Raw genomic sequence first — 24,394 nt, 5'->3', positions numbered from 1 at the left:
TTAATTTTATTGATTAGAAGTCAAACATGCCAATGCAATGGAATTTATTTTTACATCTGCAGTATCTGACCTTGAGCCAAGAATCACTGGACTTGACGCCCCAAGAATTATTCCTGCCCACTTAGCATTATTAAAATGTAGCCATGACTTGCCTAAAACGTTTCCAGTTTCAATATTAGGAAACATTAATAAGTCAACATCACCTGAAACTTTACTGTCAATTCCTTTATGCTTTGCAGCATTAGAATCGAATGCAACATCAAAAGCTATTGGACCTTCTATTATACAATTTGGTATCTCATTGTTTTTTACCATTTCTACCAACAATGCAGCATCTACAGTTGCTGGTATTTTGGAGTCTACAGTTTCATTAGATGTGAGAGCTGCAACCTTTGGCATCTCAAGTCCCATGGACTTCAATACCAACAATGAGTTTGTCAAAATGTCTTTTTTCTGTTCAATGGAAGGATTTACATTAACTCCGCTGTCTGTGCAATACAATAGCTTATGATAGCCAGGAAGTTCATACACAGCCAACAAACTTAACAATCTGCCTTTTCTTAATCCATGTTCCTTATTTAATACTGCTCTTAAATATACTGATGTGTTAACTAAACCCTTCATCAGTATTTTTGCCTCACCGCTTCTTACAACCTTTACTGCCTCTAAAGCAACATCATCTGAATTTTCAACATGGACTATTTCATATTTTTGTAATCCAACAACTTTTGCGTTTTCTTCAATCTTATTCTTATCACCTACTAATATCGGATTGATTAACCCCATATCTTCAGCAAGCTTGACAGCTCTTAAAACTTCCTGATCTTCTGCTTGAGCTACAGAAACCTTAGATACTCCACAGTTCCTTGCCTTAGCTAAAAGATCATCAAAATTTTTTAACATTAATACCTCCCTAATTATAAATTTTAGCCTTTTCTATATTTGTAAGAACTCTGTAAGCTCCTAAAGCTAACGCTTTCATTTCCATTTCACCTGGTATGATTTCCACTGGTGCAAGGTATGTTATTCTTTTTATAACTTCTTCCGTTATTAATTTAGAATGAGAAATCCCACCTGTTAATATAATTTTATCAACATTACCGCAAAGTGACGCTCCATACATTGCAATTTCTTTTGCCACCTTATATATAAATGCATGCAGTATTAATTTTGCTTTTTCATCTCCATTAGCTGCTCTGTTTTCAATTTCTATGATATCCTTAGTTCCAAGGTAATCATACATTCCACCAATATTACTTACTTTGTTAACCATTTCCTTGTAGGTATAATTGCCTGAATAGCATAGTTGAATCAATTGATATGTTGGTAATCCTCCACTTCTTTCTGGTGAAAATGGTCCATCTGTTCTTCCTCCACTTCCATCTATCATCCTGCCTTTTTTGTGAGCAGCTATAGAAATTCCTGAACCTAAATGAGCAACTATGAAATTAAAATCCCTATATTTACCACCCATTTTTTCAGCCGTTTTTCTACAAACAGCCTTTTGATTTAAAGCATGCATCCAGCTTGCTTTTTCTATATCAGAAATTCCAGTTATTCTAGATATATCTTCAAATTCATCTACTGAAACTGGATCCACAACATATGAAGGAACTCCTATTTGATCTCCAATATCCTTTGCTATTACAGCTCCTAAGTTTGATGGATGTTCGCCATTTACAGCATTTTTTAAATCATCAATCATTTTACCGTTTACAGCGTAGGTACCGCCTTCTATAGCTTTCATTAAACCGCCTCTGCCAACAATACAATTAAATAATTCGATTGGAAATTGATTATCACTTAATGTTTTGACTATTAGATCCTTTCTGTAGCTAAATTGTTCAAATACGTTTTTAAAATCTTTGAGATCTTCTTGTGTGTGAGTTATATTAGTTTTAAGCACTTCTTGCTCATCCTCAAACACTGATATCTTTGTTGAAGTTCCTCCGGGATTGATTGCTAAAATTCTCATTATACCTCCTATTTGTGGAACGCTGTTCCGACTTTTTGTTATAATATTTGGAACAATGTTCCGAACTATTTTTGTGGAACAATTGTTCCAAATATTCATAAATTACAAGTTTTTATTTCATATAAAAACTTATTTTATCAGCTATATTTTTAACCTTCAGTATTTTTTCATTAAAGTCGCCCATTCTCATTCTTGAGCTCGGGCCGGAAATACTTATTGCAGCTATAGCAAAACCATCTTTGTCCAAGATTGGTGCCCCTATGCATGTTAGTCCTATTTCTTGCTCTTCATCATCAATTGCATATCCTTGTTCTTTTACTCTTTTTAACACTTCAATTAATTCATCATAACCTGTAATAGTATGATCTGTAAACTTTATCATAGCTTGATTTTTAATTATTGCATAATCAATATTTTTTGCATATGCAAGCAAACACTTTCCTACGGAGGATGCATATGCAACTGTGGAAGAGCCAAGATTAGGATGTACTGAAAGCATTGCTTTTTCATCAAATTCCTTCAAAATAATCATACTCTTATATCCATTAGAAATATCTTTATCCAAGATTGAAACATTAACAACTTCTTTATATTCATTAAATAGTTCCTTTGCATATGGTCTTATCATATCAACTATAGATACCTTTTCGCCTACTAATAAACCTATTGCGAAAAGCTTGTTACCTAACCAATATCTATCATTTTCATGGTTTTTATAAACAAAGTTCTTATTTTCCAAAGTTACTAAAATTCTATGAACAGAACTTTTATGCAATCCTAATTCCCTACTCAGCTCAGTTATACCCATCTCTTTTCCATTATTGTATAATGCAAGTATAACATCTATAGCACGTTCAACAGAAACTATTGTTTCAGACATAATTTCCTCCAATATTGGAACAACGTTCCGAAATATACTTGTATTATATCACTTTAAATTTAAATGTCAATCGTTTTAGTATTACGCAATTTTAACATTTCAATTTCTAATTGTAGTTTTAAGCTTATGCTAATCCATAATATCTATTGTAATAACATACAATATGGTTTAATTTTAGTGAACCGTCAATTTGAATCACAAATTGCAAACAATGATTAAAATATGAAGCGGGTATAAATCACAGCTTGACTTATTATTACACCGTTGTTATAGTTAAATTAAGGAAAAGGAGGTGTGACATGATTGAAAAAATATTAAATTTTAGCCCCTTGACTTTGGCTCTTTTGGGAACAACCTTCACATTTCTGGCTACAGCTGCCGGAGCATCAATGGTTTATCTCATGAAAAAAGATGTGAATCCAAAAGTGCAGCATGCATTCTTGGGATTTGCTGCAGGTGTTATGATTGCAGCCTCTGTGTGGTCACTTTTAATACCGGCCATAGAAATGGCTGGGGAACAAGGCAGTACAGGCTGGATTCCTGCTGCAGGTGGATTTGTAATAGGTGGAGTTTTTTTATTCCTGCTTGATAAAATCCTTCCTCACCTTCACATTGACCAGGATAAGCCTGAAGGAATGAAAAGTTCATTTAAACGTACAACTATGCTTGTCTTGGCTGTAACCCTACACAATATTCCTGAAGGAATGGCTGTTGGTTTGTCATTCGGACTTGCAGGACAGATTAACTCACAGCCTGCACTTATGAGCGCCTTTGCCCTTGCTATTGGAATGGGAATTCAAAATTTCCCTGAAGGAGCAGCAATTTCATTGCCTCTGCAAAATGAGGGATTTTCAAAGAATAAATCTTTTATTTATGGAGCCCTTTCGGGAATAGTTGAACCCATTGCCGGAGTTGCAGGAGCACTGCTTGTATACAAAGTGGCCGGAATTATGCCATGGATGCTTGCATTTGCTGCAGGAGCCATGATTTATGTTGTTGTAGAAGAACTCATACCTGAATCACAGGCAGTTGAACATTCTCATGCAGGAACTATAGGAACAATGCTTGGATTTTTAATAATGATGGTACTTGATGTTGCGTTGGGGTAACAGGATAAAAAAAAGATGACATTGTCATCTTTTAATTTTTTATCTGCTTACCTTTACCAGGTATTTCTTCACCATGTGTGAAGGATGGTATGACTGCTTTGCTTTTCTAAGTCCTTCGTTTCCGGTATCTTCCTGTCTGTTCACAAAAATCGTGTCTGAAAAACTTTCATTCAGAAATTTCTTGTTTAAAAATGCATAAACCCCTTTGAAAGTTGTCTCTCCTCTTTCAACATGTATTACAGCCAATCTTTCATTGACTAGTTCCCCAACAGCAAAACCGGCAAGCTCCCCATCTACGTATATTGCTATTGACTGCAGATCAAAAAAATGAAGCTCTCTGAACAAATCCTTTATTGCGTCTATTTCCATAAGCATTTCCTTGTCTACTGTAACAGCAACTTCCTCATGCCACTTGTGAAGAAGGTTCATGCAGTCATTTATAACTTGCTGGTTGTCGATTTTTTTTATTTCATAACTATATGATTTTTCAAAACTGTTAACATGATTTTTTTTGCCATGGTACTTCTTGCCCTTAAGCTCTATTAAATCCTGAGTACTATACACATATTCGAAATCATCCACATCCTCAACTGCTTCAATTTTGAAATCAGTGTATTTGTTTAAATCTTCCAGGAAATTTTCATCCACATCCCCGAACAGATAATCCCTGTCTGTAAAATCAGCATTTCTTTCAAGGAGTTCATCAACTATACTGATTAAATTTTCTTTTTTATAACCATAGGGTTGAGCGTAAAATGTTCCTTTTCCTTCTTCATTTTTTTCTATTACAAGTGCATGGTCTATTATGGCATATTTAACACTGTTCAGCTTTCTCCACATATAAAGCGATGAAAATAAATATTCATACGAATCCAGCTGATTTTTATCAACATATTTTTCGATTATTTCCTTGTCATCTAATGCAAGGCATTTAAAACTTAAAATGTCAATCATCTCCTAAACTATGTGCTAATGCACATTTAATACTCAATTATTTCATACACTATACTACCACATTTGAAAAAATTTTCAACTATTGCTTGTTTATTTTTTAAAGTGACTTGACAATATGAAGTTACTATGATATGTTTATGTAAAACAATCCAGGAGGTTCCATTGGGAAGATTAGATTTTACTAATGTAAGTTTTTTGCTTGTGTTTATGGAAGGTTTATTGTCATTTTTTTCTCCTTGCGTACTTCCGCTAATACCGGTGTACATAAGTTATCTGGCAGGTAACGGAAAAATAACAGGGGAAGATGGAATCATATATTACCAGCGAAAAAAAGTATTTGTAAATACATTATTTTTTACAGCAGGAATATCAAGCGTATTTTTTCTCCTTGGTCTTTCATTTTCAGCTCTGGGCACATTCTTCAACCAGCACAGAATGTTGTTCAGCCGCATTGGCGGAGCAATAATAATTATAATGGGACTTGTGCAGCTTGATATAATACATCTTGATTTTCTTAAAATGGAAAAGAGATTTCACCTGGAGCTTGAAACAGGCAAAATGAATCCCATAGTTGCATATGTAATGGGATTTACATTCAGTTTTGCATGGACACCATGTGTGGGACCTGCTCTTTCTTCAGTGTTAATTCTTGCATCCAGCACAGGAAGCTCTATTTTTGGAAATATACTTGTACTTGTGTACTCCTTAGGTTTTGTAATACCATTTATAATTCTTGGTATGTTTACGTCGGAAGCTTTGAACTTCCTCAAGGAAAAAAGAAAATTAGTTAAGTATACAATCAAAATCGGCGGTATCATTCTTATAATAATTGGTATAATGACTTTTACAGGAACATTTTCTACACTCAGCAGATACCTGGCATTTTAAATACATTATATAATAAATTATATAATAAATAATGCTAATAATTATTTATAGTAACGAGGAGATAAAATGAAAATCCAATACAATTTGCCCTGCAACATAGCTCAGACGCTGAACATCATAGGTGACAAATGGTCTCTTTTGATTCTTCATCAGCTGCTTATTGGACGTGAAACTTATAAGGAGATTCAGGACGGACTTGAGGGAATACCCACAAATTTACTTTCGGAACGCCTTAAATCCATGGAAACTGATGAGCTTATTTTAAGAGAACTATATCAGTCTCATCCTCCAAGGTACAAGTACACACTTACAGATAAAGGATTTGATCTGGTTGATGTTTTTAACAGCCTTATGATGTGGGGAGAAAAACATTTGAATAAATGCTATAAAACAGTGGTTCACAAAAATTGCGGCGGAAAAGTTGAGCACAGATACTATTGCCCTGAGTGCGGTAATTATATTAATTCTGATGAGCTATCCGTTACAAATTCAATAAAGGACAGTGAGGTTAAAAATGGTTGATGTTATCATAATCGGCGCAGGACCAGCAGGACTTTCTGCTGCAGTCAATGCAATGACTAGAGGAAAGACAGTTCGTATTTTCTCAAACAAGGAAAATTATTTGTCAAAGGCAGAAAGAGTTGACAATCACCTTGGTTTTTACAATGTGAGCGGTAAAGAGCTCATGGATAAATTCAAGGAACATGCAGAAGCTATGAACATAAAAATCGAAGATGGCAAGGTAGTAAACATACTTCCCATGGGTGAAAGTTTTATGGTCAATATAAATGGCGATATAGCCGAAGCAAAAAAAATTATTTTGTCAATGGGAATTTCAAAAATGAAAGAAATACCAGGAGAATCAAGACTGCTTGGATCTGGAGTAAGCTACTGTGCAACCTGTGATGGTATGCTTTACAGAAATAAAAATGCAGTAGTGTGGGATCAGTCAAAAGAAGCTTTGGAAGAAGCAAACTATCTGCAGAGCATAGGAGTCAACGTAACATTTGTTTCAAAAAAAGAACGCTCTGAGCATTTAAACAGCAATATAAAATATATCAACGGAACACTGACAGAAGTAATTGGCGAAGATGTTGTAAAATCCGTGAAAGCAGGCGATGTTGTTATTGATACAGATGCAGTGTTCATGCTGAGAGATGCAGTTGCCCCAACAGCTTTAATAGACGGTTTAAAAACAGACGGAAACTTCATAGCTGTTGACAGAAACATGGAAACTAACATTGAAGGTGTCTATGCTGCCGGTGATATAACAGGAAAGCCACTGCAGCTTTCAAAGGCAGTAAGCGAAGGTTTAATAGCTGCACAACATGCAGCATTACAAATAGATAAAATTAAGGAGAATTAAAATGACAGAAAAAATAACATATGTAAAAAGCACAAGCGAGTTTGATGAGCTATTGGCAAAGGAACAATTTGTACTGGTGGATTTCTGGGCTACATGGTGTGCACCGTGCAGAATGATTGCACCTGTAATAGAACAAATAGCAGACAAATATGACGGGAAAGTAACCGTAGCAAAGGTTGATGTTGATGAAAACCAGGAACTATCCATTCGTTATGGAATTCAAAGCATCCCGACTGTTGTACTTTTCAAAGATGGTAAAGTTGAAGCAAAGGAAATAGGTGTTAAGCCTCTTTCTTCATTTACGAAAATGCTCGACAAGCACACAGCGTAATGCAATTAAGAATTAAGAGTTAATAATTAAGAATAAAAAGATTCTTCATCTTGAAATTTCTGAATTTCAAAGTTGAAGAATCTTTTATTTTATCTGTTTAACCATTCATTTTTAAGTAATCCGTAAAGATATAAATCATATCTTTCATTATTTCTCAATACAAATTCCCTGTATATTCCTTCTTTTACAAAGCCTGCTCTCTTATACAAAGCTATGGCTCTTTCGTTGAATGATAAAACGTTTAGTTGTATTCTGTGAAAACCCTCATTGTTGAAGCCATAGTCCAGCAGAAGCTCTAAAGCTTCCCTGCCATACCCTTTTCCCCTTAAGTCGTTTCTTCCTATTCCTATGAAAAGAGTTGCAACCTTGTTTTCCTTTATTATGTCGTCATATCCTGCAACGCCTATTATTTGACCGCTTTCTTTAAGCCTTATTGCAAAAATAAATGATCTTTCATTGTTTTCATAATACTTCATATTTTTGTCGACTTCATCTTTTGACTGAGGAACAGGAGGATAATAATCATAAAATTTTAAAAATTCACTGTCATTAAACCATGAATATAAATATTCCTTATCTTTTTCTTCAATTTTTGATAAAAACAAATTTTCAACCATCATAAACTCCTTTTCATGCAAAAATAATTATTCCAATGATTGTCATAAGTCCTGTAACACCAATGGCAAGTCCACTGGCTGCACCTGTCTCCTCATTAATTTCAACTGCTTTAGATGTTCCCAGAGCATGTGAAGATGACCCAATGCCTATTCCTTTTGCCACATTGCTTTTTATTTTTCCAAACTTCATTACAGCAGGAGCAACAGCTGCCCCTACAATTCCTGTTATTACAACTGATGCAATTGTAATTGCTTCATTGCCTCCCAGAAGTTTTGTAGACTCCACTGCCATTGGATTTGTAATTGACTTTGACAACAGCGACAATAATATTGTGTTTTCTATTTTAAACAACCGGCACAAAATTATTACAGAAGCAAATGATGTTATTATACTAGCAACAACACCACCAGCAATGGGAATAAGGTTTTTCCTAAGTTCATATCTGTTCTTGTAAAGTGGTATTGCAAGAACCACTACAATTGGTCCCAGGGCATTTGAAATTATCTTACCACCCTTGCTGTATTCCGCATATGGTATTTTAAATAAGCTTAAAAATATTCCTATGGAAAGAGCTGCAAATATTATTGGATTTAATGCAGTAATTTTATACTTCTTGTTAATTTTGAATCCGGCAGCAAAAAATATTACAGTAATAATTATGTAAAAAAAAGATGTCAGTATTTCTTTAATCATTTGTACTTCCTTCCATACTAGATATTAAAATATCAGTTACCTTGCTGGAAACGAACATTACCAGGATACAGGATACCGTCAATATTATCAGTATTTGAACAATGCTGTCAGCAATTAGCTTGTATGATTCCATTAGCCCTGCAATGAGCGGCACAAAGAAAAATCCCATGTATTTCAGCATAAAATTTCCTGTTTCTTCTATAAGGGATAGTTTCATTGCATTTGTTGATAATAATATAAGCAAAATAACCATGCCTATAATATTTCCCGGAATAACAATGAAATCTGATATGAGTCTGCTTATAAAATTTCCGGCAAAATAAATTGCACATATTATGAGAACTTGAAATGCTATTTTTAATACTTTTTTAATCATATTGCCTCCTAATCTTTTTAACATTATAACTGATGTTAATTGAAAAACCAAATATTTTTTAGAATTAGACCTAATAAAAGCACAATATGTATTGATTTTAACAAGTACGTGTTATAAACTATTTAAGTTCGTTTAATTATATATCGGGAGGCATCATGAATCAGCAAAAGTATAGTCTTACAACAACCATTGCAATGATAGTTGGAATAGTAATAGGTTCTGGAATATTTTTCAAGAGCGACAACGTATTGATTTTCACACAAGGAAATATATTTCTTGGAATTTTAGTCTTCATTATAGCTGCTTTCAGCATTATTTTCGGAAGTCTGTCCATTTCAGAGCTTGCATCACGCACAGATGAAGCAGGGGGCATAATTAATTACTCAGAAAAGTACTGGAATAAAAAAACAGCCTGCGCTTATGGATGGTTTCAGACATTTATTTATTATCCAACCATAATATGCGTTGTAGCCTGGGTATGCGGAATTTATATAACAATGCTTTTTGGGTATAAATCAACCCTTGAAGTTCAAGTATTCATTGGTACTTTGGTCATTACATCATTGTACTTCATAAACATATTTTCCTATAGACTGGGAGGATACATTCAAAATGCATCAACTGTAATAAAATTGATCCCTCTCGCACTGATTGCAGCTGCAGGTATTTTTTTAGGAGATCCGATGCCGGTTCTAAGCAGCAATTTTAGTTCAGCTTCCTCTGCAGGACTTGGATGGATTGCAGCAGTAGGTCCCATTGCATTTTCATTCGACGGATGGATTATTGCAACTTCAATAGGTCATGAAATAAAAAACAGCAAAAGAAATCTTCCTCTTGCATTGATTATTTCACCTATTATAATTCTTTGTGTATACATTTTGTACTTTGTTGGAATATCAGCTTTCATGGGTGCAGATACTGTAATGAAAATGGGAGATTCACACGTTAATGAAGCTGCCATAAGGCTTTTTGGTTCTCTGGGAGCCAGAATGATATTGACATTTGTAGTAATATCAGTGCTGGGAACAGTCAATGGTGTGATTATTGGAATTATGAGACTTCCTTATTCCCTGGCAATCAGAGACATGTTTCCATCCAGCGAAAAATTTGTCAAGATCTCAGAAAAATACAGTATTCCATTAAACTCGGGAATATTATCATATTTTATTTGTATATTCTGGATGCTGGCACATTACATTACCCAGAAGTTCAACATACTTCCAAACTCTGATGTTTCAGAAATATCAATAGTTATAAACTATATTGGCTTTATTTTAATGTATGTAGCAGTTATAAAATTAAAAATAAACGGAGAAATAAAAAGCAGCGTTAAAGGCTACCTCTTTCCTCTCCTGGCAATTGCAGGTTCTTTGTTCATTCTATACGGAGGAATGCAAAATCCCCTGTTCATATACTATGCAGCATTCTGTTCAGCTGTAATCATAGCTTCATTGTTTTATTACAATAAGATACAATAAAAAAGACAAGGTATCCTTGTCATACAATTGGCAATAAAACAAGATACCTATCCTATTAATTACAAATTTATTAAACTCTGTAGGGGAGGGTCTCGTGCCCTCCCGTAGATTTTTTTTGTATTAATAACATCGGGCGGACACAAGGTCCGCCCCTACAATTTGTTGCAAATTAGGTTTCAGTTTAATATTATCTTACAGGAACTATTTCTGTCCAGTATCCGTCAGGATCTGTTATGAAATAAATTCCCATTGATTCATTGACATATTCTATGCATCCCATTTTTTCATGTTTCTTGAAGGACTCTTCATAGTTATCTACAGTCACTGCCAGGTGAAATTCTTCATCTCCCAGGTCATATGATTCAACGCGGTCTCTCATCCATGTGAGCTCCAATGTAAAATCAGAAATGCCGTCTCCCATATAAACAAGGATAAAACTGCCATCACTTGCTTCTTTTCTTCTGACTTCCTTTAATCCCAATGCTTCCTCATAAAATTTAATGCTTTTGTTCAAATCAAGTACATTGAAATTGAAATGGTTAAATTTAAATTTCATATATTCCTCGCTATCTATTGTTATTGATTTTCTTCAGTTGTATTGTTTTCTGTTTGAACGGAATCTGAATTTTCTGAATTTATTTCAACTGTTCCTTCTGTTCCTTCATTGTTTGTATTATTGCCTGCAGTTCCATTAATTACAAAGTTAAGCTGATTCAACAGTCTTTCAAGTTCTTGAAGTTTCTCTCCATACAGTGCCCATTGTCCGTTTTTAGATGCTTCACTGGCTTCAATAAACACTTTGTTAGCCTGTTCAATTAAATCATTTACATTTGTATCATCATATTGATTGTCTGGTGCTTTAGGTTCTTCCTCAATAATTCCAAACAGTCTTTCAATTGCTTCTTCCAGCGTTGGTTCCATAAGTATTTTTTCCCCAAATGAAACAACAACCATCTTCATTTCAGGGAAGTTGCTTTCAGTGTCGGATTTCAAATAAATAGGTTCAACATAAAACAGTGAATCTTCTATTGGAACTACAAGAGTATTTCCTCTTAAAACCGTTGAACCAACCTGGCTCCACAATGTGAGCTGAGAAGATATTACCGTATCCTGATCTATTTTTGTTTCAATCATGTTAGGTCCGGCAATAGTCTTGGTCTTGGGAAACTCGTACAGCACAAGTTCTCCGTAGTTTTCTCCGTCATTTCTGGCAGCAAGAAGTGATATCATGTTGTCTTTGTTTTGAGGAGTGTACTGTGTTGTAAGTAAAAACTCAACATTTTCTTCATCAGGAAGTTTGAACATGAGATAGCTTGAACCAACTGTTTCTTCGCCGTTATCCATGTATTTTTCGTTTGCAATGTCCCAGTAATCTTCTCTTCCGAAGAATACCGTAGGATTTTCAATGTGATAAAGTCTGTACATGTCGGATTGGACATCAAAATATACCTGTGAATACCTTACGTGACTTCTTATTCCTTCCGGCATTTCGCTTATTGGCTTGAACAAATCCGTAAATATTTTTTCGTAAGTGTTTATTATAGGGTCGCTTTCATCAGTTACGTAAAAATCAGTTGAACCATCATAAGCATCTACAACAACTTTAACTGAGTTTCTTATGTAGTTGGTATTCCATCCTTCAGCAAACAAATCAGTTGGCTGTGAGTATGGGAACCTGTTGCTTGCTGTAAATCCTTCAATTATCCAATACAGCTTTCCGTCATCCTGATTCACAACAATATATGCATCGGGATCATAATATATAAAAGGAGCAATTTCAGAAACTCTCTCTATTATGTTTCTGTACATAATAATTCTGCTGTCAGAATCTATGTTGTTTGAAATTAAAAGTCTGTAACTTGCTTCTCTCAGACTGAACAACAGTCTGTTCATAAAGTTAAGCTTTATACCGGCAGTACCTTCATAAATGGCTTCCATGTTGTCAGAACCTGACGGGTAGTCAAATTCCTTTTCATCTGTATTGACAATTATGTAATCATCTGTTTTTTCACCGAAATAAATTTCAGGTCTCTTTATGTTAAAATCCGTATTTGTAGTAGGAGGTATGTTTTTTACAACCATCTCAGGCTGTCCCTGAGCAGTTACCTTGTTTACGGGAGAAAGTGTCACCCCATATCCATGTGTATATTTCAAATATTGATTCAGCCAAGTCTTTGCCTGTTCATTAAGTTTGCTCTGGTCAAGCTCCCTTGCTGAAAGGAATACTTGAGTATACTTTCCGTCTACTACATATCTGTCCACATCCACATCATTGAAAACATAGTATGGCCTTATACCCTGCAGCTGGTTGTAAACCTGAATAAGTGGCTCCTGGTCGTTTATTCTTATATTTTCAATAACTTCCTGGTTGTTTTGTATATTTTCTATTGTGAGATTATTGTTTGCCGGAAAATCTATTGATTTTACATTGTCAAGGCCATATGCTTTCTGAGTGCTTTCTATGCTGTATTCCATAAATTCTCTCTCTTTAGAAAGCTGGTCAGGTTCAACAATAAAATTTTCCACTCCTATTGCCAGAGCTGTTCCTGCAACAGATATAGCAATTAAAGCTGCCGGTGCTGCAAGAGCAAACTTTAGATTTCTTCTTTTTGCTCCAATAAAAAATGTTATTGCTGAAACCAGGCATCCTGCAGCCAATATTCTGTACAAATTCAATGTTACGTGGACATCAGTATATCCTGCTCCAAAAACTTTTCCAAGCTGTGAATAAAGCAAATCGTAGCTTTTTAAAATAAATCTTAATCCAAGGAATATGAAAACAAACACTCCTATTAAGGCAAGCTGATTTATTATTTTAACTGCAAATTTTTTGTTCATTATGGAACTTAAATCAAGCTGGTTTGGAAATTGAGTTATGTTTTCAAACTGTTCTGAAACATTTTTTATACTGTCCTTTATAGCCAGATAACCGTAAAACAACACAGTTACAACTATGAGCATGAACAATATGTTTATTATGAAATCAACAAGTGTATTTATGAGGGGCAGCTTGAATATGTAAAAGCCTATGTCGTTGTTGAAAATAGGATCAGCATATCCAAATGTACCGCCGTTTATAAACTGCAGAATTTCAAACCACATTGTAGATACAATGTTTGCAGTTATAATGAAGCTTATGACAGCAGAAATCAATCTTATCCACAATCTAGCCTTTTTGTTGGATTGTGTATCCACAACATCAGACTCCTGGTCATATTTCTTTTTAAGCTTATTTATGTATATGTTCAAAAGAAACCATAGCAATACGAAAATTGGAACACCTATGGTTATTTGTGCTTTTATTTTTGTTAAAAATGTTTCTGTATATCCAACTTCATTAAACCACAAAAAATCTGTGGAAAATTTTATGGCACTGCCGAAGGAATTGACTGCAAAAAATAAAATAATACCAATTCCAATAATGAAAAATCTTCCTTTTTGTTTCATTTTTCCTCCTTGAAAAATTAATTTATTTCCATTTTACAATAATAAATACTATTTATTGAACTCTATTCTTAATTTTTCCAAAGATTTTTTTTCTATTCTGGAAACAGTCATTTGAGATATATTTAATTCTTTTGCAATTTCACTTTGAGTTTTGTTAGAATAAAATCTTCTTATTATTATTTTTCTTTCAAGATCATTTAATTTTTCCATGGATTTCTTGATAAAATCTTCGTTTTCAATTTTAACAAAGTACTTATCATCAGAACCCACTACATCCATCAGCGATATATCATTGTCATCGTTGTTTGAATCAAATTTTTCATCCAGAGACTGTGAATTAAACATCTTTCCGGCTTCAAATGCTTCAAGCACCTCTTCTTCAGAGCTGTTAATATATTCGGCGATTTCTTTGATTGTAGGAGCACGGTTTAACTGGCTTGCCAAAAGGTTGTTGTAATCATTGACTTTCTTTGATACTTCTTGAATTTTCCTTGGTACCTTAATTGCCCATCCCTTGTCCCTGAAATATTTTTTTATTTCACCAAGAATTGTGGGAGTTGCAAAGCTTGTAAATTCAAATCCCTTTGAAATGTCAAATCTTTCAATGGCATAAATCAAGCCCATGCATGCTATTTGATAAATATCATCATGTTCTATTCCCTTGTTGCTGTATTTTCTTGATATTATTTCTGCCATGTACCTGTATTTATCAAAAATTTGATTTCTGACTTCAACATCGTGTGTTTCATGGTATAAAACAAATAAATCATGATTTTTTATGCTTTTGGAATTTTGACTAATTTCGCTCATATTATCTTCGCCTATTCGCAAATTAAATTCTTTTCAAATATAATTTTTTATTTTCTAGATCAAAATTGTAATTATCAGCAAGGCTTTCAATGATCATAATGCACATTTCACTGTTTGCCTTGTTTTTTTCATCTATTTTACCATCGTTCAGGTCTGAAACTTCAACAATCAGCCTTTCCTCATCAACCTGGTATTCAATGCTTAAAGGTTTATTGTTTTCTTCAATGTTGCTTATGAAAAATGTGCATACTTCTGAAATAATAACCTTCAAATCTTCAATATCGTCAATGTTGAAACCGTTCAAATTTGACAATGCAGATGTCGTAAGTCTTATAGTGCTCATATATTCAGATTTTTTTGGGATATTTAAGTTAATCTTGTCCATTTTTCACCCCTGAATATCGAATACTTTGCTTAAGCCTGTTATGTCAAACAGCTTGTAAATATTCGGCTTCAAGTTCAATATTTTTATATTTAAACTGTTTTCCTGCATTTTCTTGTAAATGCTCATGAGAATACCAAGACCTGTGCTGTCAATGTACTCTAATTTCTCACCGTTAATTACCATGTTGAGCTTTTTGTTTTCAATAAGCTCAAACACTTTATTTTTAAGGTCAGGAGAAGTATATATGTCTACTTCTCCTATGGGTTTCACTTCCAAATTATTTTCTGAAGTTATGCTGTATTGTATTTCTAAAGACATAATATACCCTCCGATTTATTCTTCATCTTCTTCTACAATGTCATCCTCAGAGAATATTTTTGCAATTGAAGCAACTTTATCTTCTCCGTTGAGTCTCATTGCAATAACTCCTTGAGCATCTCTGCCCATTATTGAAATTCCTGATGAATGCATTCTTATTATAGAACCGTTTGTGCTTAGAATCATCAAGTCATCTTCTTTTTCAACAATCAATGAACCAACTATTAAACCGGTTTTTTCATTGATACTGTGTGCTCTCATACCCTTACCGCCCCTGTTCTGGCATCTGAATTCCTGAGACAGGGTAATTTTAGCATATCCATTTTCGGTAACAGTGAGTATATATTTGTTTTCATCGCTTTCTTTGATGATGCTCATTGATACAAGCTCATCATCTTCTGATGTAGTTATGGCTTTAACACCCATTGTGTTTCTACCTGTTTCTCTTACATCATTTTCACTGAATCTTATACCTTTTCCATTTTTAGTAACTACAAATATGTCCTTTGTACCATCAGTCTTGTTTACACTTATGAGTTCATCATCATCTGCTATTTTAATTGCAACAAGACCCGTCTTCCTTGATGTATCAAATTCCTTGAGCTTTGTCTTCTTGATGATTACCTTTTTTTGTTTGCAAGAATCAAAAATTCATTTTCATTATCAAAGCTTCTTATTGGAATTATTGCTCTTATCTGCTCATCTGTGTCTATGTGAATGAGGTTGATGGCAGCTGTTCCCTTTGCCTGACGCCTTGCTTCCGGTACTTCATAAGCCTTTATTCTATACATTTTTCCTTTATTTGTAAGGAAAAGCAAGTAATCGTGCGTTGAAGTTATGAACAAATCCTTCACGAAGTCTTCTTCTCTGGTTGTCAAGGCTGTAACTCCCTTGCCTCCCCTGTTTTGTGCTTTGTACGTATCTTCCGGCAGTCTTTTTATATAACCGAAGTTAGTCAATGTAATGGCTACATTTTCTTCTTCAATCAAATCTTCAAAATTTATTTCTCCTTCGTCGGCAATGATTTCTGTTCTTCTTTCATCGTTGTAATTGTTTTTGATTTCAAGAAGTTCCTCTTTTACTATGTTATCAACCAGGTGCATGTTGGCAAGTATTTCTTTGAACTTTGTTATCATCAGCATCAATTCTTCATATTCTTGACTTAATTTTTCTCTTTCCAAACCTTGCAGACGTCTTAATCTCATGTCTACAATTGCTCTTGCCTGAATATCAGACAATGTGAACGCAGCCATAAGTCTTTGTTCTGCATCGTCATATGAAGATCTTATTATTCTTATAACTTCATCAATGTTGTCTATGGCCTTAATTAAACCTTCAACAATGTGTGCTCTTGCTTCAGCTTTTTCCAGATCGTACTTTGTTCTTCTTACAATTATTTCTCTTTGATGAAGGACATAGTAATGAATCATTTCCTTAAGGTTTAAAACCTTAGGTTCATTGTTTACAAGTGCAATCATTATGATGCTGAAATTATCCTGAAGCTGTGTATGTTTATACAAATTGTTAAGAACAATGTTTGGATTGAAATCTCTTTTGATTTCAATCACTATTCTCATTCCTGTCCTGTCGCTTTCATCTCTTAAGTCAGAAATACCGTCAATTCTTTTATCCTTTACAAGTTCAGCAATTTTTTCTATCAATCTTGCCTTGTTTACCACATATGGAATTTCTGATACAATTATACGGCTTTTGTTGTTTTTTGCTTCTTCTATTTCAACCTTTGATTTAACCTTTACCATACCTCTTCCTGTAAGGTATGCTTCTTTTATGTTTTCCTTGCCTTCAATTATTGCTCCTGTTGGGAAATCAGGGCCCTTGATGTACTTCATGAGTCCCAGTACATCTATTTCAGGATCATCAATATATGCTATGATTCCATTTATTACTTCCCCAAGGTTATGAGGAGGTATTGAACTAGCCATACCAACAGCTATTCCTGATGAACCGTTTACAAGAAGGTTTGGAAAACGGCTTGGCAATACAACAGGTTCTTTCAATGTTTCATCAAAGTTAGGTCTGAAGTCAACTGTGTCTTTGTTGAAATCCCTCAAAAGCTCCATTGCCATCTTTGACATTCTTGCTTCTGTGTAACGCATTGCTGCAGCTCCATCTCCATCAACAGAACCAAAGTTTCCATGTCCGTCTATGAGCGGGTAACGCATGGAAAAACTTTGTGCAAGTCTTACCATTGCATCGTATACTGCAGTATCTCCGTGAGGATGGTACTTACCGAGAACATCTCCAACAATACGTGCACTTTTCTTGTGCGGTTTGTCAGGAGTAAGTCCAAGTTCATTAGCTGAATAAAGAATTCTTCTGTGAACAGGTTTGAGACCGTCTCTGACATCCGGCAGTGCTCTTGACACTATAACTGTCATTGCATAGTCCAGATAAGACTTTCTCATTTCCTGGGTAATATTCGTCTCTATAATTTTACTGTTATTTTCAATTTCACTCATTTGTATCCTCCAACAGCCTATATATCTAAATTCTTAACATATCTGGCATTTTCTTCTATAAATTCTCTTCTTGGGGCAACTTTGTCTCCCATGAGAATATTGAATGTTTCATCAGCTTCCATGGCATCATCTTCATTTACCCTCAAAAGAATTCTTTGGGCAGGATTCATAGTTGTTTCCCAAAGCTGTTCAGGATCCATTTCTCCAAGACCTTTGTATCTTTGTATTTCATACTTGTTGTCTCTTCCTATTTCCTCAAGAACTTTGTTCAGTTCTGAATCGCTGTAGACATATTGCTCAAATTTTCCTTTTTTAACTCTGTACAAAGGAGGCTGGGCTGCATAGACGTGGCCTTGCGTAATCAATTCCTTCATGTACCTGTAGAAAAATGTCAGCAAGAGGGTACGAATGTGAGCACCGTCAACATCGGCATCTGTCATGATTATTATTTTGTGATATCTTAATTTAGATATATCAAAATCTTCACCTATTCCGCATCCAAATGCAGTTATCATATTTTTAATTTCTTCAGAACTTAATATTCTGTCAATTCTTGATTTTTCAACATTCAGAATTTTTCCTCTCAAAGGAAGTATGGCCTGAATCCTTCTGTCTCTTCCTTCCTTGGCGCTGCCCCCTGCTGAATTACCCTCAACTATGCATATTTCGCAAAGCTTAGGATCTTTTTCTGAGCAGTCTGCAAGTTTTCCAGGAAGTGCCATTCCTTCAAGAGCTCCTTTTCTTCTTACAAGGTCTCTTGCTTTTCTTGCAGCATCTCTTGCTCTTGCAGATCTCAATGATTTTTCACAATAGCCTTAGCAGTCTTAGGATTTTCTTCACAGTAGATGCTTAAAGCCTCTCCCGAAATATTGTCTACTATTCCTCTAACTTCGCTGTTTCCAAGCTTTGTCTTTGTCTGTCCTTCAAACTGAGGATTTGGAATTTTTATTGAAAGTATGGCAGTTATGCCTTCTCTGATGTCTTCCCCTGTTATTGCAACATCATTTTCTTTCAACAAGCTGTATTTTTTTGCATAATCATTTATAACACGTGTGAGGGCAGTCTTGAAACCAACAAGGTGGCTTCCTCCTTCAATAGTGTTTATGTTGTTAACGAAAGAAAATATATTTTCATTGTATGAATCTGTGTATTGAAGTGAAAGCTCAACCATCACCTTTTCCTTTTTGCCTTCCGTGTAGATTATGTCTTCATGGAGAGGTTCTTTTTTATTGTTCAGGTAATGGACAAATTCCTTGATTCCTCCTTCATAGTGGAAAAAATCCTTGACTCCGTCTCTTTTGTCTTCTAACGAAATTTTTATTCCCTTGTTCAAAAATGCAAGCTCACGCATGCGGTGCTTCAATATGGTATAATTGAATTCAATAGTTTCAAAAATTGTGGAATCTGGCAAAAAAGTTATGGTTGTTCCTGTACTGTCAGTGTCACACACGTATTCAACCTCTGATTTTGCAATTCCTCTTTCAAAATTTTGCCTGTATCTTTTTCCGTCCCAGTTGACTTCGGCTATGAGGTAATCAGACAATGCATTAACGCATGAAACACCAACACCGTGAAGTCCTCCTGATACCTTGTATGCGTCGTTGTCGAATTTACCTCCCGCATGCAGCACAGTAAGAACAGTTTCCAATGTTGATTTTCCAGTTTTTTTGTTTTTCTCTATTGGAATTCCTCTTCCGTTGTCAACTACAACAACTGAATTGTCTGTATTTATGGTGACATGAATTGTATCGCAAAATCCAGCCAGTGCTTCATCTATGCTGTTGTCAACTACTTCATAAACCAGCTGATGAAGTCCTCTTTCTCCAGTAGATCCAATATACATTCCCGGTCTTTTCCTTACAGGCTCCAACCCTTCCAGCACTTGAATCTGATCTGCACCATAATGATTGTAATTTTTATCTGCCATTTATTTAAACTCCTCTAATTTGTAATATTGCCAATTTTTCCTTCGTTTATATAAAAAATTTTCTTGTTGTAAAATTTGGTCAACTCTTTTAAATCATGGTCATCTGTTGTTGTAATGACAGTCTGTATCCCTTTTATGTAGTTCATGAGATACCCTTTTCTTTTGTTGTCAAGCTCTGACAACACATCATCCAACAACAAAATCGGATATTCTCCTGTTTCTTCTTTTATAATTTCTATTTCAGCAAGCTTTATTGAAAGAATTGCTGAACGCTGCTGACCCTGAGAACCAAAATACTTGCATTCATTTCCGTCAATTTTAATTATTATGTCATCTTTGTGAGGTCCATACAAAGTTGTTCCCCTCATTATTTCATTTTTTATTGTTGTTGTTTATTTTTTCATGAAATGACTTTTTTATGATTTCATTGTCCAAGTATTCAGATCTGCCTATGTTGCAGCAGTAGCTCATTTCAAATTTTTCTTTTTTACCGGAGATATCTGCATAAATATCCGCTGCATAATGTTTTAACTTTTCAATATATTCATTTCTTAAAAATATTATGTCTGAACCTGTATTAACCAGGTAATCATTCCAAATATTTATAATATCCTTATTTTGTGGATTTGTATAGTAATTTTTTAAAATAATATTTCTTTCAGTCAGAACTTTTTTGTATTTATTAAGCAAATACTTATATTTAGGCTTAATTTGAGAAATGTCAATATTTATGAATTTTCTTCTTTCAACAGGACTTCCCTTTATAATTCTCATATCGTCAGGAGTAAAAATAACATTGTTCAATATTCCTATCATTTCCGAAGTTTTATCCAGCTTTACTCCGTTTATGTGGACTGTCTTCCTTTTGTTTTTCTCCAAAAGAAGGTCAATTTTCATGTTATAGTTATTTTTTATAAGAGAAATTTCTACAGAACTTTTATTTTCACTGAAATTGATCAATTCATTTTCACTGTTTAATCTGAACGTCCTTCCTATTGAAGAAAGGTAAATAGACTCCATGAGATTTGTCTTTCCCTGGCCATTGTCTCCTATGAAAATGTTCAGAGAGTTGTTAAGTTCAATTTCTGCATCCTTGAAATTTCTGTAATTCTTTATTTTTAACTTATTTATTATCATTTTTCCTCTGTTGAAATGATATACTCTTCACCGTTAAATTCAACGATGTCCCCTTCTCTCAACTTCTTTCCTCTTTGAAGTTCAACTTCGCCGTTAACTTTTACAAGTCCGTCAAGAATTACATTTTTTGCCATACCGCCGCCTTCTACTGCATTGACAAATTTCAAAAGCTGGTCAAGTTTTATATATTCTGTGCTAATATAAATATTTTCCATTTTGCACCTCATTTTTAAAATAATTTATTTTTGTAAATGACCATAATAATATTTATTTTATATTATATTTCTATAATGACCTTAAAATATTATGATATTCTAACAGGCAGTACCATGTAAATATAATCTTCCTTGTTTTCTTCATTTATAAAGCAAGGGTTATTTTTCCCAATTAAATTCAATTTAATTTTTTCATTTTCTATAACCTTGAGAAAATCAAGGAGATATTTTGAGTTGAAACCTATTTTTATGTCTTCTCCTTCTTTTTCAACAGTCACATTTTCTTCTACATTGCCGTATTCGGATGCAGAATTTATCTGCATGTTGTTTTCTTTTATGTCAAGAATTATGAGGTTGTTTTTGTCATCTTTAGCAAGAAGTGAAGCTCTTTCAACAGATTCTCTTATTTCAGTTGTGCTTACATTAACTGTTGTCACATAATTATCTTTTATTATTCCTTCATAATCAATGAATTTACCATCAAGCAGGTTTGATATTATTATAGTGTTGTCTACTTTGAAAGAAATATGGCTTTCAGAAATAACTATGTCTGTGTTTGTCTTGTTTTCCTCTATTATTCTCAAAATTTCAAGCATTGTTTTTGAAGGAACAACAACTGAAACTTCACCGCTGAAATCTATTTTTTCTTTTTTTACTGCCATTCTGTATCCGTCAAGAGCAACAAATGTACAAAGATTATTTTTAATTTCAATGAGGCAACCTGTGAAAATAGGTTTAATATTTTCCTGTGCAGCTGCAAAATAAGTGTACTTTATAAGATTTTTCAAAGATTCAGATTTTATTGAGAATGAATTTCCTTCATTGTCAAATGTGTTGTCAGGATATTCTGCTGCAGAATTTCCAAGTATGTTAATTTCTGAATTTAGACATTTTATTTCCATGTTGTTGTTTTCCATTGTTTCTATGTTCACATAGGAATTAGACGGCAGTTTTCTTACAAAATCTCCAATAAGTCTTGATTGCACAACTATTGATCCTTCTTCCTCTATGTCACAGGGAGAGTAAGTTTTTATTCCAAGGTCCAGGTCTGTGGCAGTCATAATGAGCATGTTGTTTTTTGCTTCTATGAGTATGCCTGACAATATAGGAAGAGGTGTTCTGGAAGAAACTGCTTTTTGTACAATATTAATTGATTTATTTAGTTCATTTTGGTTAATTCTAATTTTCATCTTTTACTCCTTTATAATTGGTTTGTTAACAATTGAAACTGAAAAAACATTTAATAGAAATATATAAAATAATTATTAGTAATATTAGTAGGCACTGTTAATTTGTTGAAAAGTTGTTGAAGCACTGAATTTTAAATCTTTAAAAAATTTATGGCTGTTGACAGATTAATTTTTTATCCAAAAGCGTAAAAATAAAAAATAATGTTATGAACAACCCCTAACAGTTTATCAACAGAGTAGTTAATTATTCAGCATGGAAATTAAATCATCTACATTTTTTTTAATTTCCTGAGAATTTTCCATGTCTTCTTCAACCTTGTTGCATGCATGAAGCACAGTTGAGTGATCTCTTCCTCCGAATTCATCTCCAAGCTTAGGCAGAGAATAATCCGTTAATTTTCTGGCTATATACATAGCAATTTGCCTTGGATATGCAATGTTTTTCGTTTTCTTTTTTGAAATGAGGTCGTCCATTGATATGTTGTAGTAATTTGCAACAACTTCCTTTATATCAACAAGAGTGATTTTCTTGTTGCTGGAGATCAAATGCTTCAAGGCCTCCTGGGCAAGCTCAAGTGAAACTTCCTTTTTATTAGTGAGGGAAGCATAGGCATAAATACGTATGAGAGCTCCTTCAAGTTTTCTTATATTTGATTGAATGTGCTGTGCAATGTATGTGATTACCTCGTCAGGAACGTTGTAATTTTCAGCTTCAGCCTTTTTTCTCAATATTGCAATTCTTGTTTCATAATCCGGCGGCTGTATGTCTGCAATTAGTCCCCACTCGAAACGGGAGCGAAGTCTGTCTTCCAATGTTGGAATTTCGCTTGGAGGATTATCGCTTGATACTATGATCTGTTTGTTTGCTTCATGAAGAGCGTTGAAAGTGTGGAAAAATTCTTCTTGAGTACTTTCTTTACCGGCAATAAACTGAATGTCATCCACCAGAAGTACATCAGCTTTTCTGTATGTGTTTCTAAACTCCTCATTTTTGCCGTCCTTGATAGAATTAATAAGGTCGTTTGTAAATTTTTCTGAAGTTACATAAAGAACATAGGCGTCCGGGTTGTTGTCCAGAATGTAGTGTCCAATGGCGTGCATCAAGTGAGTTTTTCCAAGACCAACTCCGCCGTATAAAAATAAAGGGTTGTATGCAGTGGATGGAGCTTCTGCAACAGCCAGGGAAGCGGCATGGGCAAATCTGTTGGAATTTCCTATTATGAAGTTGTCAAAACGGTACTTGGGATTTAATTTTCTGTCTACGTTTATTGCGTCAGTTTCTTCGGATGTGCTGTTTGAAGCAGTTCGTTTTGAATCTTCTTTGTCGATATTTTCGCCGGGAACCGTGAAAACAAGTTCCGTATCCTTCTTTAATACATACGTGAATGCATTTTTAAGAAAGTTGTAATGTCTTTTCTTTAATGTGTTTTTTAAAAAATCATCTGCTGTTTCCAAATAAATTGTATTGTTTTTATAAGCAACTATTTTAAGAGGCTTGAACCAAGTGTTAAAACTCACTTGATTTGTATCTTCTTTTACAATTTCCAGGACTTCGTTCCATAATTCTTCAAAGTTCATATAATTCCTCCGGTTGTTGATAAAAAAAATTAACATGTTGTTTATAATAAATGAAAATATATGTTAAATTTTATGTTGTAAACAATTGTTAACTAAAAATGTTAACAATTTATAAAATTGATTATTCAACATTTTTTAAAAATTAATAACAGTTTGTCCATAGATTAAACATAAATAAAAAGTTATCCACAGATACATATCATACTATCATTTTTTATCCACAATTTCAATTTAATTTT

General features: G+C 34.1%; 23 protein-coding genes and 2 pseudogenes. 6 read left to right on the top strand and 19 right to left on the bottom strand.

Features of this window, described 5'->3' with window-relative positions; all coding sequences use genetic code 11:
• Positions 1–6: 6 nt before the first annotated feature.
• The 3 genes from BN358_RS08545 to BN358_RS08535 all read right to left on the bottom strand — a co-directional run bounded on the left by BN358_RS08545 (position 7) and on the right by BN358_RS08535 (position 2,855).
• Positions 7–903 (bottom strand): bifunctional enoyl-CoA hydratase/phosphate acetyltransferase, encoded by an 897-nt coding sequence (locus BN358_RS08545; RefSeq protein WP_019228821.1) that lies wholly within the window; start codon positions 901–903, stop codon positions 7–9.
• A 10-nt stretch (positions 904–913) separates the two neighbouring features.
• Positions 914–1,975, bottom strand: coding sequence for a butyrate kinase (buk, locus tag BN358_RS08540; RefSeq protein ID WP_019228820.1), 1,062 nt, complete (start codon positions 1,973–1,975; stop codon positions 914–916).
• A 112-nt stretch (positions 1,976–2,087) separates the two neighbouring features.
• Positions 2,088–2,855: an IclR family transcriptional regulator gene (locus tag BN358_RS08535; RefSeq protein WP_019228819.1), complete on the bottom strand. Its 768-nt coding sequence runs from the start codon at positions 2,853–2,855 to the stop codon at positions 2,088–2,090.
• Positions 2,856–3,154: 299 nt separating this feature from the next.
• Here BN358_RS08535 and BN358_RS08530 point away from each other — a divergent pair, with 299 nt between their 5' ends.
• A complete protein-coding gene (locus tag BN358_RS08530) occupies positions 3,155–3,964 on the top strand; it encodes a ZIP family metal transporter (RefSeq protein ID WP_019228818.1) in 810 nt (269 codons plus the stop codon).
• Between the two features lie 39 nt (positions 3,965–4,003).
• Here BN358_RS08530 and BN358_RS08525 read toward each other — a convergent pair whose 3' ends face one another.
• On the bottom strand, positions 4,004–4,918 hold the full coding sequence (locus BN358_RS08525; RefSeq protein WP_019228817.1) for a DUF2156 domain-containing protein: 915 nt from the start codon (positions 4,916–4,918) through the stop codon (positions 4,004–4,006).
• A 162-nt stretch (positions 4,919–5,080) separates the two neighbouring features.
• On the opposite strand from BN358_RS08525, the gene BN358_RS08520 reads away from it, so the two are divergent.
• The 4 genes from BN358_RS08520 (at position 5,081) to trxA (ending at position 7,503) form a co-directional block, all read left to right on the top strand.
• A complete protein-coding gene (locus tag BN358_RS08520) occupies positions 5,081–5,806 on the top strand; it encodes a cytochrome c biogenesis CcdA family protein (protein WP_019228816.1) in 726 nt (241 codons plus the stop codon).
• A gap of 66 nt (positions 5,807–5,872) precedes the next feature.
• A complete protein-coding gene (locus tag BN358_RS08515) occupies positions 5,873–6,328 on the top strand; it encodes a helix-turn-helix domain-containing protein (protein ID WP_019228815.1) in 456 nt (151 codons plus the stop codon).
• Positions 6,321–7,172, top strand: a complete 852-nt coding sequence (locus BN358_RS08510) for an NAD(P)/FAD-dependent oxidoreductase (RefSeq protein WP_019228814.1) — start codon at positions 6,321–6,323, stop codon at positions 7,170–7,172. The genes BN358_RS08515 and BN358_RS08510 overlap by 8 nt, the downstream gene beginning before the upstream one ends.
• Position 7,173: 1 nt before the next feature.
• Positions 7,174–7,503: a thioredoxin gene (gene trxA / locus BN358_RS08505; RefSeq protein ID WP_019228813.1), complete on the top strand. Its 330-nt coding sequence runs from the start codon at positions 7,174–7,176 to the stop codon at positions 7,501–7,503.
• Between the two features lie 89 nt (positions 7,504–7,592).
• Here the strand turns inward: trxA and BN358_RS08500 are convergent, their stop codons facing one another.
• The 3 genes from BN358_RS08500 to BN358_RS08490 are packed head-to-tail and all read right to left on the bottom strand — an operon-like array spanning position 7,593 to position 9,190.
• Positions 7,593–8,123, bottom strand: coding sequence for a GNAT family N-acetyltransferase (locus BN358_RS08500; RefSeq protein ID WP_040582242.1), 531 nt, complete (start codon positions 8,121–8,123; stop codon positions 7,593–7,595).
• Between the two features lie 10 nt (positions 8,124–8,133).
• Positions 8,134–8,814: an LrgB family protein gene (locus tag BN358_RS08495; protein WP_019228811.1), complete on the bottom strand. Its 681-nt coding sequence runs from the start codon at positions 8,812–8,814 to the stop codon at positions 8,134–8,136.
• On the bottom strand, positions 8,807–9,190 hold the full coding sequence (locus BN358_RS08490; RefSeq protein WP_019228810.1) for a CidA/LrgA family protein: 384 nt from the start codon (positions 9,188–9,190) through the stop codon (positions 8,807–8,809). Before BN358_RS08490 ends, BN358_RS08495 begins: the two co-directional genes overlap by 8 nt.
• 155 nt (positions 9,191–9,345) lie before the next feature.
• On the opposite strand from BN358_RS08490, the gene BN358_RS08485 reads away from it, so the two are divergent.
• Positions 9,346–10,668 (top strand): APC family permease, encoded by a 1,323-nt coding sequence (locus BN358_RS08485; protein ID WP_019228809.1) that lies wholly within the window; start codon positions 9,346–9,348, stop codon positions 10,666–10,668.
• A 187-nt stretch (positions 10,669–10,855) separates the two neighbouring features.
• Here BN358_RS08485 and BN358_RS08480 read toward each other — a convergent pair whose 3' ends face one another.
• From BN358_RS08480 to dnaA, 12 genes and pseudogenes are all read right to left on the bottom strand, one after another.
• Positions 10,856–11,224: a VOC family protein gene (locus tag BN358_RS08480; protein WP_019228808.1), complete on the bottom strand. Its 369-nt coding sequence runs from the start codon at positions 11,222–11,224 to the stop codon at positions 10,856–10,858.
• A 20-nt stretch (positions 11,225–11,244) separates the two neighbouring features.
• Entirely contained in the window at positions 11,245–14,115 is a 2,871-nt protein-coding gene (locus tag BN358_RS08475) for a UPF0182 family protein (protein ID WP_019228807.1), read from the bottom strand.
• A 48-nt stretch (positions 14,116–14,163) separates the two neighbouring features.
• Entirely contained in the window at positions 14,164–14,925 is a 762-nt protein-coding gene (locus BN358_RS08470) for a SigB/SigF/SigG family RNA polymerase sigma factor (protein ID WP_019228806.1), read from the bottom strand.
• A gap of 22 nt (positions 14,926–14,947) precedes the next feature.
• Positions 14,948–15,310, bottom strand: a complete 363-nt coding sequence (locus tag BN358_RS22305) for an ATP-binding protein (RefSeq protein ID WP_019228805.1) — start codon at positions 15,308–15,310, stop codon at positions 14,948–14,950.
• 3 nt (positions 15,311–15,313) lie between these two features.
• Positions 15,314–15,628, bottom strand: a complete 315-nt coding sequence (locus tag BN358_RS08460) for an STAS domain-containing protein (protein WP_019228804.1) — start codon at positions 15,626–15,628, stop codon at positions 15,314–15,316.
• Positions 15,629–15,643: 15 nt separating this feature from the next.
• Positions 15,644–18,108, bottom strand: a pseudogene (gene gyrA, locus BN358_RS08455) (DNA gyrase subunit A).
• A 17-nt stretch (positions 18,109–18,125) separates the two neighbouring features.
• A pseudogene (gene gyrB, locus BN358_RS08450) lies at positions 18,126–20,035 on the bottom strand (DNA topoisomerase (ATP-hydrolyzing) subunit B).
• A 14-nt stretch (positions 20,036–20,049) separates the two neighbouring features.
• Positions 20,050–20,388: a hypothetical protein gene (locus BN358_RS22300; protein ID WP_019228801.1), complete on the bottom strand. Its 339-nt coding sequence runs from the start codon at positions 20,386–20,388 to the stop codon at positions 20,050–20,052.
• Positions 20,389–20,407: 19 nt separating this feature from the next.
• Positions 20,408–21,172 carry a DNA replication/repair protein RecF gene (locus tag BN358_RS08445; RefSeq protein ID WP_019228800.1) on the bottom strand — a complete coding sequence of 255 codons (765 nt, stop codon included), beginning with the start codon at positions 21,170–21,172 and terminating at the stop codon, positions 20,408–20,410.
• Entirely contained in the window at positions 21,169–21,387 is a 219-nt protein-coding gene (locus BN358_RS08440; RefSeq protein WP_019228799.1) for an RNA-binding S4 domain-containing protein, read from the bottom strand. Before BN358_RS08440 ends, BN358_RS08445 begins: the two co-directional genes overlap by 4 nt.
• An 89-nt stretch (positions 21,388–21,476) precedes the next feature.
• Entirely contained in the window at positions 21,477–22,577 is a 1,101-nt protein-coding gene (dnaN, locus tag BN358_RS08435; protein ID WP_019228798.1) for a DNA polymerase III subunit beta, read from the bottom strand.
• A 240-nt stretch (positions 22,578–22,817) separates the two neighbouring features.
• Complete coding sequence (dnaA, locus tag BN358_RS08430) at positions 22,818–24,155, bottom strand: chromosomal replication initiator protein DnaA (protein WP_019228797.1); 1,338 nt, start codon at positions 24,153–24,155, stop codon at positions 22,818–22,820.
• Positions 24,156–24,394 lie beyond the last annotated feature (239 nt).

Source organism: Sedimentibacter sp. B4 (genome assembly GCF_000309315.1).
Classification (GTDB): Bacteria; Bacillota; Clostridia; order Tissierellales; family Sedimentibacteraceae; genus Sedimentibacter; species Sedimentibacter saalensis.
This window is presented reverse-complemented; position numbering and strand designations above follow the sequence as displayed.